The 13,305-nt window shown below is 66.1% G+C and carries 13 protein-coding genes; 9 read left to right on the top strand and 4 right to left on the bottom strand.

Annotation, left to right across the window (positions count from 1 at the left end; genetic code table 11):
* Positions 1-6 precede the first annotated feature (6 nt).
* Genes ACUCV3_RS13725 through ACUCV3_RS13715 form a run of 3 tightly spaced genes read right to left on the bottom strand, consistent with a single transcriptional unit; the run spans position 7 to position 2,614 of the window.
* Entirely contained in the window at positions 7-996 is a 990-nt protein-coding gene (locus ACUCV3_RS13725) for a DUF2891 domain-containing protein (protein WP_048938338.1), read from the bottom strand.
* Entirely contained in the window at positions 993-1,931 is a 939-nt protein-coding gene (locus tag ACUCV3_RS13720) for a DUF979 domain-containing protein (RefSeq protein ID WP_048938339.1), read from the bottom strand. Before ACUCV3_RS13720 ends, ACUCV3_RS13725 begins: the two co-directional genes overlap by 4 nt.
* On the bottom strand, positions 1,928-2,614 hold the full coding sequence (locus ACUCV3_RS13715) for a DUF969 domain-containing protein (protein ID WP_048938340.1): 687 nt from the start codon (positions 2,612-2,614) through the stop codon (positions 1,928-1,930). The genes ACUCV3_RS13720 and ACUCV3_RS13715 overlap by 4 nt, the downstream gene beginning before the upstream one ends.
* A 262-nt stretch (positions 2,615-2,876) precedes the next feature.
* Between ACUCV3_RS13715 and ACUCV3_RS13710 the strand changes: the two genes are divergently transcribed.
* The 9 genes from ACUCV3_RS13710 (at position 2,877) to epsC (ending at position 11,544) form a co-directional block, all read left to right on the top strand.
* Positions 2,877-3,401 (top strand): hypothetical protein, encoded by a 525-nt coding sequence (locus ACUCV3_RS13710; protein ID WP_048938346.1) that lies wholly within the window; start codon positions 2,877-2,879, stop codon positions 3,399-3,401.
* Positions 3,402-3,527: 126 nt separating this feature from the next.
* A complete protein-coding gene (locus ACUCV3_RS13705) occupies positions 3,528-3,965 on the top strand; it encodes a hypothetical protein (protein ID WP_004211071.1) in 438 nt (145 codons plus the stop codon).
* Entirely contained in the window at positions 3,965-4,675 is a 711-nt protein-coding gene (locus ACUCV3_RS13700; RefSeq protein WP_004211073.1) for a winged helix-turn-helix domain-containing protein, read from the top strand. Before ACUCV3_RS13705 ends, ACUCV3_RS13700 begins: the two co-directional genes overlap by 1 nt.
* A 183-nt stretch (positions 4,676-4,858) precedes the next feature.
* Complete coding sequence (locus tag ACUCV3_RS13695) at positions 4,859-5,557, top strand: carbonic anhydrase (RefSeq protein ID WP_004211075.1); 699 nt, start codon at positions 4,859-4,861, stop codon at positions 5,555-5,557.
* 3 nt (positions 5,558-5,560) lie between these two features.
* Complete coding sequence (locus ACUCV3_RS13690) at positions 5,561-7,057, top strand: SulP family inorganic anion transporter (protein ID WP_004211076.1); 1,497 nt, start codon at positions 5,561-5,563, stop codon at positions 7,055-7,057.
* 285 nt (positions 7,058-7,342) lie between these two features.
* The gene (locus ACUCV3_RS13685; protein WP_010337000.1) at positions 7,343-8,191 is read left to right on the top strand and encodes a TorF family putative porin; all 849 of its coding nucleotides are present in this window, start codon (positions 7,343-7,345) and stop codon (positions 8,189-8,191) included.
* A gap of 194 nt (positions 8,192-8,385) precedes the next feature.
* Positions 8,386-9,096, top strand: a complete 711-nt coding sequence (locus tag ACUCV3_RS13680; protein WP_004211079.1) for a response regulator — start codon at positions 8,386-8,388, stop codon at positions 9,094-9,096.
* Positions 9,093-10,427 (top strand): ATP-binding protein, encoded by a 1,335-nt coding sequence (locus ACUCV3_RS13675; RefSeq protein WP_010337002.1) that lies wholly within the window; start codon positions 9,093-9,095, stop codon positions 10,425-10,427. Before ACUCV3_RS13680 ends, ACUCV3_RS13675 begins: the two co-directional genes overlap by 4 nt.
* Positions 10,428-10,542: 115 nt before the next feature.
* The gene (epsC, locus tag ACUCV3_RS13670) at positions 10,543-11,544 is read left to right on the top strand and encodes a serine O-acetyltransferase EpsC (protein WP_004211082.1); all 1,002 of its coding nucleotides are present in this window, start codon (positions 10,543-10,545) and stop codon (positions 11,542-11,544) included.
* A 37-nt stretch (positions 11,545-11,581) separates the two neighbouring features.
* On the opposite strand, the gene ACUCV3_RS13665 is transcribed toward epsC, so the two are convergent.
* Complete coding sequence (locus tag ACUCV3_RS13665) at positions 11,582-13,261, bottom strand: alkaline phosphatase family protein (RefSeq protein ID WP_048937796.1); 1,680 nt, start codon at positions 13,259-13,261, stop codon at positions 11,582-11,584.
* Positions 13,262-13,305: the final 44 nt, after the last annotated feature.

Here is a 13,305-nt window from a genome sequence, read left to right as displayed (position 1 = left end):
CTGGCGCTACTCCAATGCCAGCAGGGCGAAGCTGGCCAGCCAATGTTCCCCCATATAGTCGCCGGCTATGTGGGGGAGCGCGGCGTCGAGATGGACGAGGGCCGCCTGCTCGGCGATCGGCGCGATCGGCGTGTCGGCACCCAGCGCGGCGGCGATGCCGCGCCAGCACCAGGCGCGGCTGAGGTTGAGGCCGTCGAGATGGGCGATCTTGCCGTCGCTGCGGTCCGACACAGTGGCCGGGGTGAACAGGGTGGCCGGCTGGCCGGTCAGAAGATCGGGCAGGAAGGCGCCGAACCAGTCGGCAAATTCATCGCGCGCGAGCAGCCGGCTCATCAGCAGCGCTTCGGTGAGCGCCGAGGAGAGAAATTCGTCGCCGCCCGGTTCCCAGGCCTGGCAGGCGCGGTCCTGGCCGAACCAGGCAAGGGCACGCTCGCGGATCAGCGCCTGGAGCGCGGGATCGCGGTCCTTGGCCCAGTCATAAGCGTGGATCAGCGCGAAGCTGCTGTTGAAATGGGTGCCGACGCGCAGCGGATAGGTCATTTTCGGCAGGAAGGCGTGGAAGCGCGCGGCGAAATCGAGCGCCAGCGGTTCGATCGCGGCGGCCCAGGGCCCGTCCTGCCGGGCAAGTTCGGCATGGAGCGCGAGCAGCCAGGCCCAGCCATAGGGGCGCTCGAACCCGCCGGCGGTCGGGCGGGTGAGGAAAGCGCGTTCGCCCGCAACCTTGTCCGGGACCAGCATCATGTCGGCGCGGGCGCGGATGGCATCGGCCTGGGCCATGTCGGGATAGAGGCGGCGCAGGCGCATCACCTGCCACCAGCCATGGACGCAGCTGTGCCAGTCATAGCTGCCATGGAAGATCGGATGATGGTCCGCCGGGATGCGCGCATCCTCCGGTCCCTGATAGGTCAGGTCCATCTTGTAGGGATATTGCCGCCCCAGATGGGACAGGGTGAGGGCGGCGAAACGGTCGGCAATATCTTGGGTCAGTCGGGTCATCGGAAGGCCAGCCAATAGATCAGGAGGATGTTGACGCAGAGCAGGGGGAGGGCGGTGCCGACCTGGCGGCGGATCACGCCATATTCATCCTTGAGCTGCAGCAGCGCGGCGGGGAGGAGGTTGAAATTGGCGGCCATCGGCGTCAGCAATGTGCCGCAGAAGCCTGCGAGCATGCCGATCGCGCAGATGATCGCCGGATCGCCATGATAGTGGTGGATCAGCAGCGGGATGCCGATCGCGGCAGTCATCACCGGGAAGGCGGCAAAGGCATTGCCCATGACGATGGTGAAGAGCGCCATGCCCAGGCCATAGGCGATCACTGCGCCGAGCAGGCTGCCATCGGGAATGGCGAGGCGGACGATGCCGCCGACGACATCGCCAACGCCGGCGAGCGCGAACACCGCGCCAAGGCTGGCCAGCATCTGCGGCAATATGCCCACCCAGCCGACCGAGTCCATCAATTGCCGCCCCTGTTGCAGGGCGACGATTGGCCGGGCGCGCAGCCAGGTGCAGCCGATGGCGAGCGCGATCAGGACGCCGAGCGCCAGCGAAATGAGGGTGGTCTGCTTGGGATCGATCCAGGCGGGGAACGCCTTGAACAGGAAGGTGCCGGCCAGCGCGGTGACGGGGATGACCAGGGCGATGGCGAACAGGCCATTGCCATGACGGTCGGCGCGCGCCTGCCGCTCCGCCAGCGGCACGCCGCCGCTGCCGCGACCCAGCCCCTTGAAGCCGGCGATGGCGACGAGGCCGAGGACAAGGACGCCATTGCCGATCTCACCGATCCGGTCGCCCGCCCACATGCTGAGCGCCAGCAACGCCCAGAAGGCGGCGGTGGTGAATCGACGCGGGTTGCTGCGGTCGGCGGCGCCGAGCAGGGCATAGCCCGCGAACACCGCGCCCATCAGCGCGTAGACCCAGTGGAGGGTGATCATGCGGTGTGCTCCGCTTCCTTGGCGCCCTGCGCGTTCAGCCGGCGGTCGAGCCGCCACAGGCGAAAGCCGTGGATCAGCAGCGCGGCGATCGCGGTCGGGATTGCCCAGACCGAGAGCTGGAGCGGTTCGAGCAATATGCCATATTGCTCCAGCAGCCCCTTGATCAGCAGGATCGACCCGATGGCGAGGAAGATATCCTCGCCAAAGAAGACGCCGACATTGTCGGTCGCGGCGGCCCAGGCCTTGATCTCGTCGCGCTGCTCCTCATCGAGCGCGCCGGCCTGTTTCTCGGCCGCGGCTTCGGCAATCGGGGCGACCAGCGGCCGCACGGTCTGGGCATGGCCGGCGACCGAGATCAGGCCCATGGCGGCCGAAATCTGACGGGCGACCAGGTAGAAGAGGAGGAAGCGGCCGGTGGTAGCGCCGCGCATCCGGTCAATGAGGCCGCGCGCCCGTTCCTGAAGCCCATGCGCTTCGAGCAGGCCGATCACCGGCAGCACCACCCAGACGACCGAGACATAGCGCGAGTCGTTGAACGCCTTGCCAAAGGCGGCGAGGATGGTGAGCGGATCGAGCCCGGCGGCAAGGCCGGTGGCGATGGCCGAGGCCAGGATCACCAGCAGCGGATTGAAGCGCAGCACGAAGCCCGCGACGATCAGGGCGATGCCCAGCAACACCCACATTAGTCGTTCGCGTCCCGCAGTCGTCCGTCCGTCATCGCCATGGGGTAGCGGCAATGCAGGCCGCTGGCCATAGGCGGTTGAAATCCGGTGCGATGGTCGCACCGGTCGCACCGGACCGTCGGTTCACATCTTTTCCGAAAATCCTGATGGCCAATGACATCGGCCTGACATAGTTGGAGGAGACAGGGGCGTATCAGACGTGGACGGCCAGACCCAAAAATGGGGCGGACGTGGAATTATTCGGAGAGAGCCTTTGACCATCATGGCGATCGATTTCGAGGCGTCGTGCCTGCCCCGGCACGGACGATCTTTCCCGATCGAAGTGGGCATAGCGGGCGGCGGCATTGCCCGCAGCTGGATCATTCGACCTCATGCAGCCTGGGCCGGCTGGGACTGGACCGCCGAAGCCGAGGCGCTGCACGGCCTATCGCGCGCGCGGATCGAGGCGGAGGGCGAGCCGGCGGACGTGGTGCTGGCACAACTGGCGGCGGCGGTTGCCGGCTGCCGCGTGGTCGCCGACAGCGTGATCGATCAATATTGGCTGCAGACGCTGGCCGATACGGAGGCCGTGGTGGCGCCGTTCGCGATCGATCATGTCTCATTGTTGCTGGATGAGTGGGGCGCGGACGAGCCGCGGATCGCGGCCGCCATGGCCCATGCCGATGCGCTGCATACCGCGCGGCACCGCGCCGTGGCCGATGCACTGTGGCTTTCCGGGCTGATCGAGGCCCTGTCGGGGGCGGCGCGGCCGCTTCAGGCCAGCCCGGTAATCGCAAGGGTCGCTTGACGACATGCTGCGGCACAGCAATAATTTGTAACGTTCGGCATATTGGGGAGACATTCTCCCTGCCTAAACCCGTCGGAAGGATCCCGCTTATTGCTGGATATTGTCTGTTTCGAAGGGAAGCCATCCATGTTGCCGATCCTTGCCAGTGTCGCGGCGCTCGCCGCTTCCTCCACCCCGATCCACAGCGCCGAACTGACTCACGGCGCCCAGGCCTATACGGCCAGCTATCACACCGCATCGTCGGTGCGCTTCACCCAGGTCGAGCCGCGCTTCGGCAACCGCAATGCCATTCCGGTCTGCCGCTGGCAGGCCGATGTGCGCGTCGACCGCGCCGTCGCGGCCCAGGGCCAGTCGGTGCCGGCCTTCGGCAAGGCGGTCCATCGCTTCGCCCCGCTGTCGGGCAGCTATGCCGGCACCTGTGCCGCCGCCCGCAGCCAGGTGGATGCCGAGGTCGCCCGCTATGCCAGCGCCCGCAATGCCGAGGCCGTGTCGGTCGCGCAGCAGGACCGCGCCGTGCTGGTGAATGAACTGGACAGCGTACGCGCGCTGACCGTGAAGGGCTGATGAGTCCACCGCTGATACTGGTCGCCGAGACGCAGCAGGATTTGCGGCACAAGGTGCGCGAATTTCTGGAGCAGAGCGGGTTTCGCGCTCTGCCTGCGGCCTCGTCGAGCGATATATTCAGTGCCATGGACCGGATGCCGGTCGGCGCGGTCGTGCTGGATGCAGGACTGCGCGGGCCGGACGGCATGGACCTGTGTCGTGACGTGCGTGAGCGTAGCGACGTGCCGATCATCCTGGTCGGCGCCGACAGCAGCGAGGTCGACCGGGTGGTCGGCCTGGAACTGGGCGCCGACGACTATATGGCCAAGCCCTATTCGACCCGCGAACTCGCGGCGCGGCTGCGCGCCGTGCTGCGGCGCGGGCGCAGCGAGCGGGCGCTGGGCCTGCGGCGTCAGACCCAGGCGCGCTTCGACGACTGGGTGGTCGATTTCGCCCGGCGCGAAGTGACCGACCCGGCCGGCGCGCTGGTCGAACTGACGGCGGCGGAATTTTCGCTGCTCGCCGTGTTGCTGGATCATGCCCAGGCGGTGATTGCCCGTGCGCGGCTGATGGAACTGGCGGGCGTGCGCGATGCGCCCTCGTCCGATCGCAGTGTCGACGTGCTGATCAGCCGGTTGCGACGCAAGTTGTCCCATGAGGGACGGCCCGCCGCGATCGTGACTGTTCGTGGCGTCGGATACATGTTCAGCGCGGTCGTCGACCGGCGCTGACCCTCCCGAAAAGGCGCGCTGATGGCGGTTTTCCGCCATTTGGCGCGCCTGTCGGGCGCTTTGCATCCCAGACATGATTTTTAACAATTCCGCTGCGCCGCAGCAAAATCTGCTGCGTATTTTGCAAGCTAGGCCGGTCCGCCCCCTGACCGGCAACGCAATAGCAATAAGAGGATGAAAGCCATGAACGAGCTTATCGGTCGTGTATTCAGTTTCGAGACCAAGGTCTTCCCGAACGAAAGCACGCTCTACAATCAGTTGGCCAGCCATGGTCAGAGCCCCAAGGCGCTGATGATCTCCTGCGCCGACTCGCGCATCGTTCCCGAGCACATCATGCAGGCCCAGCCGGGCGACCTGTTCGTCTGCCGCAATGCTGGCAATATCGTGCCGCCGCATGACAGCCAGCTGGGCGGCGTGACCGCCACGGTCGAATATGCCGTCATGGTGCTGGGCGTGCGCGACATCATCGTGTGCGGTCACAGCGACTGCGGCGCGATGAAGGCGCTGGCCACCGACGCCGACCTGACCGGCATGCCCAATGTCGCCGCCTGGCTGCGCCACAGTCATGCCGCGCAGAAGCTGTGCCGCGAATCCTATCCTGCCGACCTGGATGCCGCCGAAAAGCTGCGCAACATGGCGCTGGAAAATGTCGTCGTACAGCTGTCGCACCTGCGCACCCATCCGTCGGTCGCGTCGGGCATCGCCCGCGGCGAGATTGCCCTGCATGGCTGGTATGTCGACATCCATGCCGGCCAGGTCCTGGGTCTGGACGGTGAAACCGGCCGTTTCTCGGTGCTGCGCGAAGGGCAGAAGCTGCCCGTGGCGCTGCCGCATGGGCGTCGCCTGGCCGGCGAATCGCTCATCGCACAAGCTGCGGAGTAAATCATGTTGAAGGCCTTTTCCGGCGGCACGTTCAGCCGCGACTTCACGGCGTCGATCGTCGTGTTCCTGGTGGCCATGCCGCTGTGCATGGGCATCGCCATTGCCTCCGGCGTGCCGCCGGAAAAAGGCCTGATCACCGGCATCATCGGCGGCCTGGTCGTCGGCCTGCTGGCGGGTTCGCCGCTGCAGGTCAGCGGTCCGGCGGCCGGTCTTGCGGTCATCGTCTTCGAAATCGTGCGGGAACAGGGGCTGTCCGCCCTTGGCCCCATCCTGATCCTGGCAGGCGCGATCCAGATCGTCGCCGGCCTGCTGAAGGTCGGCGGCTGGTTCCGCGCCATTTCGCCGGCGGTCGTGCATGGCATGCTGGCGGGCATCGGCGTGCTGATCGTCGTCGGCCAGTTCCATGTGCTGTTCGATGACAAGCCGCTGTCGAGCGGTCTGCACAATCTGATCGCGATGCCGGGCCAGATATTGGGCCTGACCAATCAGGATGCGGCCACCGCCTTCGCTGTCGGCCTGGTCACCATCGGCGCGATGCTGGGCTGGGAGAAGTTCCGCCCCGCATCGATGAAGCTGGTGCCGGGGGCGCTGGTCGGCGTTGTCGCCGCGACGCTGGTCGCCTTCGCGCTCGGCCTGCCGGTCGCCCGTGTTGTCGTGCCGGAATCGATCCTGTCTGCCATCAGCCTGCCCGAGCAGGGCCTGCTGGCGCAGCTGATGAGCCCGACGATCATCACCACCGCCATCGCGATCGCCTTCATCGCCAGTGCCGAGACTTTGCTGTCGGCCGCTGCGGTCGACCGCATGCATGATGGCGTGCGCACCAATTATAACCGCGAACTGAGCGCGCAGGGGGTGGGCAACCTGCTCTGCGGCGTGGCTGGCGCGCTGCCGATGACCGGCGTCATCGTCCGCTCGTCCGCCAACGTCCAGGCCGGCGCCAAGACCCGCCTGTCGGCGATCCTGCATGGCGCCTGGATCCTGGGCTTCGTCGCGTTGCTGCCCTGGCTGCTGCGCGAAGTGCCGATGGCGGCGCTGGCTGGCATTCTGGTCGTGACCGGCTTCCGTCTGGTCAGCCTGTCGCACGTCAAGCATCTGTTCCACCTCTATGGTCCGCTGCCGGCGATCGTGTGGGCCGCGACGCTGATCTGCGTCGTCGCGACCGACCTGCTGACCGGCGTGCTGGTGGGCATCGGCCTGTCGCTGATCGAACTGATCCCCCATGCCAGCCGCCTGCGCCTGGGCGTCGAGGAAGCCAGCCGCGGCGATGCGCATGAAGTGGCGCTGCACGGCACGGCGAGCTTCCTGAGCCTGCCCAAGCTGTCGGCCAAGCTGGAATCGGTGCCGGCGGGGCAACTGGTCATCCTCAATGTCGAGCGCCTGACCCATATCGACCATACCTGCGCCGAAATGGTGCGCGAATGGGCCGATCGCCGCACCGGCGCTGGCGCCAAGGTGGAGCTGTTCGGCGCGACCGGACGGATGCGCCAGCTCGTCGCCTGACAGGAGCCAGCATGACAGAAAAGCCGCCGCATCCCCGGATGCGGCGGCTTTTTCATGTTCAGATGCAATTCAGACATCAAATAGAAACAATATCGCTGGCAATTAGAAAAAAACCGTGATCGCTATATCACAGCGCCTCTCTTCCCTTGTGCAGATGCGAAGATAGAGGTTTGCGCCGACGGCTGGCGAGAATAGTCGAGTAGTCATCCGCCGGTACGGAAGACGATATTCCAACAGATCTTCGGGCCGCGGATGCAGGACGGAACATTCTTTCGTAAAAGGGGAATGTTCATGAAGTATCAAATCGCTTGTGCCGCTCTGGCTCTGATGTCGAGTGCGCCGGCCTTCGCCCAGGAAGAACCCGCAGGCCCGGTCACCGTGACCGGCAGCGTCGGCCTGGTTTCCGATTATCGCTTCCGTGGTGTTTCGCAGTCCGATCGCGGCATGGCGATCCAGGGTGGCCTGACCGCAACCCATGAAAGCGGCGTCTATGTCGGCACCTGGGGTTCCAACCTGTCGGGCTGGGGCACCTTTGGCGGCGCCAACATGGAACTGGACCTGTTCGCAGGCTATGCCATTCCTCTGGGCGACAGCGGCGCGACGCTGGACCTCGGCCTGACCTGGTACATGTACCCGTCGGGCGCCGACAAGACCGACTTCGCCGAACCCTATGTGAAGCTGTCGAGCCAGGTCGGCCCGGTCAAGGGGCTGCTCGGCGTGGCCTATGCCCCCAAGCAGGAAGCGCTGGGCAAGTGGTGCAGCGACGCTGATTGCACCATCTACAAGCCGGGTGACAAGGAAGATAATTTCTACATCTGGGGCGATGTCAGCGGTGCGATCCCGAACACCCCGGTTAGCCTGAAGGCGCATCTGGGCTGGTCGAACGGCAATAGCGGCCTGGGCCCGAACGGCACGTCGGTCGCGCCGACCGGCAAATATCTCGACTGGCTGGTCGGAGCCGACCTGGCCGTGCCGGGCACGCCGCTGACGCTGAGCATCGCCTATGTCGACACCGACATCGCTCGCGTCGAGGAAAATTATCTGCGTCCCAACTTCCAGGTTGCGGACGGCGATAATTTTGGCAAGTCGATCGCGCGCAGCACGGTCGTCTTCTCGATCTCGGCCGCTTTCTGATCTTTACGGATCGGGCCCGTTCGCGCGGGCCCGATCTGCTGTATTTCCGGGCCTTATCTTGTGCCGAGCTGTCGCCGGCGTGACAAATTGTTGCTGTGGCCCCCGTCAACTGTTTCGGCAGCAAGCTGCGGTTGACCCTCCACCGGTCGCTGCTTATCTCCCAACATCATGAACAGCCTGATGTTGCTCCGCGCATGACCGCCCCCTCGATCATCCTTGTCGAAGACGATCCGCCGCTCCGCACGCTGACGGCGCGCGCGTTGCAGGAACATGGCTATCAGGTCCGTCCGGCCTCGTCCGGTCCGGAAATGTGGGTGGCCTTCGATGCCGGCCCGGTCGACCTGGTCGTTCTGGACGTCATGCTGCCCGGCACCAACGGCATCGACCTGTGCCGCCAGATCCGTCGCAAGAGCGACGTGCCCATCATCTTCATCAGCGCCAAGGGCAGCGAGACCGACCGTATCGTCGGGCTGGAACTGGGCGCCGACGATTATCTGCCCAAGCCCTTTGGCACGCGCGAACTGATCGCCCGCATCCGCGCCATCCTGCGCCGCGTCGGCGTGGAGCGTGGCCCGGACGAGCAGCGCGAGAATGAAGCGCGCTTCGACGGCTGGATCGTCAACTTCCCGCGCCGTGAACTGCGGTCGCCGACCGGCGCGATCGTCGATCTGACCGGCGCCGAGTTCGACCTGCTGGGCAGCTTCCTCAGCCATCCGCAGCGGGTGATCGCGCGCGAGCGGCTGATCGAATTGTCGCGCACCCGCATGGGTGACAGCAGTGACCGCAGCATCGACGTGCTGGTCAGCCGCCTGCGCCGCAAGCTGTCGACCGAGGACCGGCCCGCGCCGATCACCACGGTGCGCGGCGTCGGCTACATGTTCAACGCGGAAGTCGCGCGCGCTTGAGACGACAGCGGTTCAGCCGGTCGCTCGGGCTGGTCGGCCGCATCTTTGGCATATTGCTGCTGACCGTCCTGTTGGAATTCGTGGTCGGCACGCTCATCTATGAGCGCGCCAGCCATTTGTCACTGCAGGATGACGAAGCGCGCCGCCTGGCCGAGCATCTGGTGATCGCGCGCAAGCTGGTGGCCAAGGCGCCGGTCAGCCAGCGCGGCGGGGTCAGCGCGCAACTGACCACCGACCGCTATGACATCCACTGGACGCTGGCCGCGCCGCCGCCGCCGCCGCTGTCGCCCGAACTGGCGCGGATGCGGCAGCAGATCGTCGACTGGGAACCCAGCCTGCATGAATCGCGGCTGTGGCTGCGGCTCAATTCGCCCGGCCGTTCCTCGCAGATCAATGGCGGGCTGCAACTGGCGGACGGCAGCTGGCTCTATTTCGGCATGCATCATAGCGGCGGCAAATGGGCCTTCACCTTCGGCCGTTTCGGCCTGGCGCTGATCCCGGTGCTGGCGCTGCTGATTGCGGGCGGCGTGCTGATCCGGCGGACCCTGGCGCCGCTGCGCGACCTGACGCATGCGACCAAGCGGATCGGCCTCGCGCAGCAGGTGGCGGTGGCGGAAGCGGGCACCAATGATGTACGCAACCTGATCCGCGCCTTCAATGCGATGCAGACCCGCATCCATCGCCTGATCAACGAGCGGACCGAGACGCTGGCGGCGGTCGGCCATGACATGCGCACGCCGCTCGCCCGGCTGCAATTGCGGCTGGAAGCGGTGGACGACCCCGAAATCCGCGAGGCGATGGGCGAGGATCTGGCCGAGATGGGCGAGATGATCGAGTCCGTGCTGGCCTTTCTGGGCGGTGAGAAGAATCCCGAGCCGGCGGTGCGGATCGACGTGGCGGTCACGATCGCGACGGTGGTCGACGCCTTCCAAGATCATGGCGACGATGTGATCTATGACGGGCCCGATCATCTGGAAATGGAGGTTCGCCCGCTGTCGCTGCGCCGCGCCGTGCGCAACCTGATCGAGAATGCGCTCCATTATGGGGTGCGTGCGCGGGTCAGCGTGGCGCGGCATGACAATGAGGTGCTGATCCGCGTCGATGATGATGGCCCCGGCATTCCGCGCGACCGGTTGGAGGAGGTGCTGAAGCCCTTCCATCGGCTCGATACGGCGCGCCAGCGCAACACGCGGGGCATGGGGCTGGGCCTGGCCATCGTCGCCAAGACGGTGGAGCAGGAGGGCGGTCGCCTGACGCTGGCCAATCGGCCCGAGGGCGGGCTGCGCGTCGAAATCTGCCTCTATCTGAACAGGCCGGAAGCCAAGGTCTGATCGGCCTTCCGGCGCGTTCGGCAAAGAGAATCTCGCTACCCCCAAGCAAAACTCGTTTATCCTGGCGCGCAGACGCGGGTTATTCCGGTTGCCCATCGGACAAGAGGCGCAGGGAATGGCGGACGGCGATATGCAGGGTGAAGGCGTGGGCTATTGGGATCTGGACCGGCTGGTCACGGACCTGGCCGCCGCGCGCAGTCGCTGGCGGCAGGAACAGCAGCATCATGCCGAATATGGCGCCGAAGGATTCCCGTCGCGCGCCAATCTGGTGAAGATCACCGGCGCGCTGTGCGGCGCATTGTTCCCGCTGCGGCTGGGGCCGAGCTTCGTGCGACTGCATAATGAGGACGCCTATGTCGCCGAGACGCTGCAGACCGTGCTCAGCCGCCTCTATGGCCAGATCCGGCTCGAACTCATCTATGCGATGAAGGATGACCCGATTGCCGCAGTCGACGCAGCGGCGGCGCGGATCATCGGCGAATTCGCGCATAGCCTGCCGGCGCTGCGCACATTGCTCGACAGCGATGTCGAGGCGGCCTTCCTGGGCGATCCGGCCGCGCGCAGCGTGGACGAGGTGCTGATCTGCTACCCTTCGATGCTGGCGATCATCCATCATCGGCTGGCGCACCGCCTCTATGAACTGGGCGCCCCGCTGGTGGCGCGGATCATTTCCGAAATCGCCCATTCCCATACCGGCATCGACATCCATCCCGGCGCACGCATCGGCCACGGCTTCTTCATCGACCATGGCACCGGCGTCGTCATCGGCGAGACGGCGATCGTCGGCGATCGGGTGCGGCTCTATCAGGGCGTGACGCTGGGCGCGCGCAGCTTCCCCTCGGACGAGAAGGGCGCGCTCGAAAAGGCGCAGCCGCGCCATCCGATCATAGAGGATGATGTCGTCATCTATGCCGGCGCGACAGTGCTGGGCCGGATCATCATCGGCAGCCGATCGGTCATCGGCGGCAATGTCTGGCTGACCGAAAGCGTGCCGGCCGACAGCAATGTGCGCCAGGCCAAGGCCCGGCACGAAGTGACCAGCCGGGTCGAGGTGTCGGCCCCGCACCGAGTTCATGCCCTGCTGGAAAGCACGGACGGGATTGGCGAGAATATCTGATCCTCCCCCTTTTGACGGGGGGAGGATCGGCAAGGGCTTATTGCCCGGCGCAGCTGTCGCCTTGGCCGGCGACCAGGTCGAGGCAGCGGCCGTCAATCTGGTCCTTGGGCACGGGCAGCTTGATCAGCGCGGCGAGGCTGGGGAGGATGTCCACCGTCTCGACGCCCAGCGGTTGCTCGAAATGCTGCATGCCCTTGCGCCAGAACAGGATCGGCACGCGGCGATCGGTATCCCAGGGCGAACCATGGGTGGCGACCGAGCCCATCACCGCCTGTTCGGGGATCGACATGACGCGCGGCTTGAGCAGCAGCAGCAGGTCGCCCGAACGGCCGGGATAGAAGCTGGCGCGCGCTTCCTGGATCAGGCTCCAGCTTTCGGGCGGACCCGAGGGCGAGGGGGTGGCGGCGATTTCCGCCTTGGTGAAGACGGTCTGCACCTGCGGATGGGCGCGCAGATATTTGAGCGCCTCGGTTTCGACCCTGGCGCGCTGCGCGGCAGTCAGCCCCTTGTCATAATAGATGTCGCCCGACGGGCCGTCGCTCCAGATCACCTTCTTGCCGGGCAGGCCGGCCTTCTCGGCGATGGTGGCGTTGAGCGCCTTGGGCGTCAGCGCCATGTCGACCCGCTGTTCCATCGGCATCGCATTCATGCGGTGGCGTTCGGGCAGGTCATGGCCGCCATGGTCGGCGGTCAGCACCACGACATAGTCGATGCCGTCCTTGTCGAGCTTGTCGAAGAAGGCGCCCAGTTCGGTGTCGAGACGATCGACCTGGATGCAGCTTTCGGTGCCTTCGGTGCCGAAGGTGTGGCCGACATAGTCGGTCGCCGACAGGCCGATCGAGATGATGTCGGTCTGCGCCTGCTTGCCAAGCTGCATGCTCTCGATCGCGGCGGCGGCGAAGGCCAGGGTCATAGCATCCTGCTCGGGCGAGATGCGGAAGCCCTTATAGTCGCCGGCCTCACGCGCGAAGCGGCCGGTGCCGACCGTCCTGTTGCCCGCCTGGACCGGGAAATCCTTCGACACGCACTGGGCGGGCAGTTCGAAGCCGGGGTTGGGCTGGGCGAGGCGCTGGGCAAAGGCCTGGTTGACCTGGGTGACGAGCGGGGTGGGGGCGACGCCCTTGTAGCTGACATAGCCCTGCGGCCCGCCGAGCCACCAGACCTGGTCGGCTGTCGCGCCGCCCATCATGATCGCGGCGCGATCCTTGCCAGCGACCGACACGACGCGGGTGGCGGGATTGGCCGCCTTCATCCGGCCGCCCAGCGTCGGCACCTTGAGGTGCAGGGGCGAGGCGTCGTACTTGTCGCTGCTGCTGCCCGGCTGGCTTTCATCCTCGGCGCAATAGAGATTCTTGTCCTCGCGCTTGGCGTCGAGGTCGAACCAGTTATTGGCGATGATGCCGGTGCGCGACGGGCGGCTGCCGGTCAGGATGGTCGAGTGGCCGGGGCAGGTCTCGGTCGCGGCGTGGCTCTGATAGCCGCGCGGGAAGACCGCGCCTTCGCTGGTCAGGCGCTTGAGGCCGCCGGTATAATATTGGCGATATTCGCTGAACAGGTCGGCCGAAAACTGGTCGACCGAGATGGCGACGATCAGCTTGGGCGGAGTCGCGGCAATGCTGCGGGCGGCCGGTGCAGGAGCGGCAGCAGGCGCGGGGCTCTGCGCCACGACGGGCATGGCGGTGGCAAGCAACAGGGCAGCGGCGACGTGTTTCAACATATGGGTACCTTCTCATGCCTTGACGGCGGATAGGGAGCGACCTA

The organism is Sphingobium sp. VMM, assembly GCF_056790315.1.
Note: the sequence above shows the minus strand (reverse complement) of the source record. Positions and strands in the feature narration are given on the sequence as shown.

Bases quoted from the DNA above. Each gene is read 5' to 3' on its own strand.
- ACUCV3_RS13725 (WP_048938338.1), bottom strand. From the start codon at position 996: ATGACCCGACTGACCCAAGATATTGCCGACCGTTTCGCCGCCCTCACC.
- ACUCV3_RS13720 (WP_048938339.1), bottom strand. From the start codon at position 1,931: ATGATCACCCTCCACTGGGTCTACGCGCTGATGGGCGCGGTGTTCGCG.
- ACUCV3_RS13715 (WP_048938340.1), bottom strand. From the start codon at position 2,614: ATGTGGGTGTTGCTGGGCATCGCCCTGATCGTCGCGGGCTTCGTGCTG.
- ACUCV3_RS13710 (WP_048938346.1), top strand. From the start codon at position 2,877: ATGGCGATCGATTTCGAGGCGTCGTGCCTGCCCCGGCACGGACGATCT.
- ACUCV3_RS13705 (WP_004211071.1), top strand. From the start codon at position 3,528: ATGTTGCCGATCCTTGCCAGTGTCGCGGCGCTCGCCGCTTCCTCCACC.
- ACUCV3_RS13700 (WP_004211073.1), top strand. From the start codon at position 3,965: ATGAGTCCACCGCTGATACTGGTCGCCGAGACGCAGCAGGATTTGCGG.
- ACUCV3_RS13695 (WP_004211075.1), top strand. From the start codon at position 4,859: ATGAACGAGCTTATCGGTCGTGTATTCAGTTTCGAGACCAAGGTCTTC.
- ACUCV3_RS13690 (WP_004211076.1), top strand. From the start codon at position 5,561: ATGTTGAAGGCCTTTTCCGGCGGCACGTTCAGCCGCGACTTCACGGCG.
- ACUCV3_RS13685 (WP_010337000.1), top strand. From the start codon at position 7,343: ATGTTCATGAAGTATCAAATCGCTTGTGCCGCTCTGGCTCTGATGTCG.
- ACUCV3_RS13680 (WP_004211079.1), top strand. From the start codon at position 8,386: ATGACCGCCCCCTCGATCATCCTTGTCGAAGACGATCCGCCGCTCCGC.
- epsC (WP_004211082.1), top strand. From the start codon at position 10,543: ATGGCGGACGGCGATATGCAGGGTGAAGGCGTGGGCTATTGGGATCTG.
- ACUCV3_RS13665 (WP_048937796.1), bottom strand. From the start codon at position 13,261: ATGTTGAAACACGTCGCCGCTGCCCTGTTGCTTGCCACCGCCATGCCC.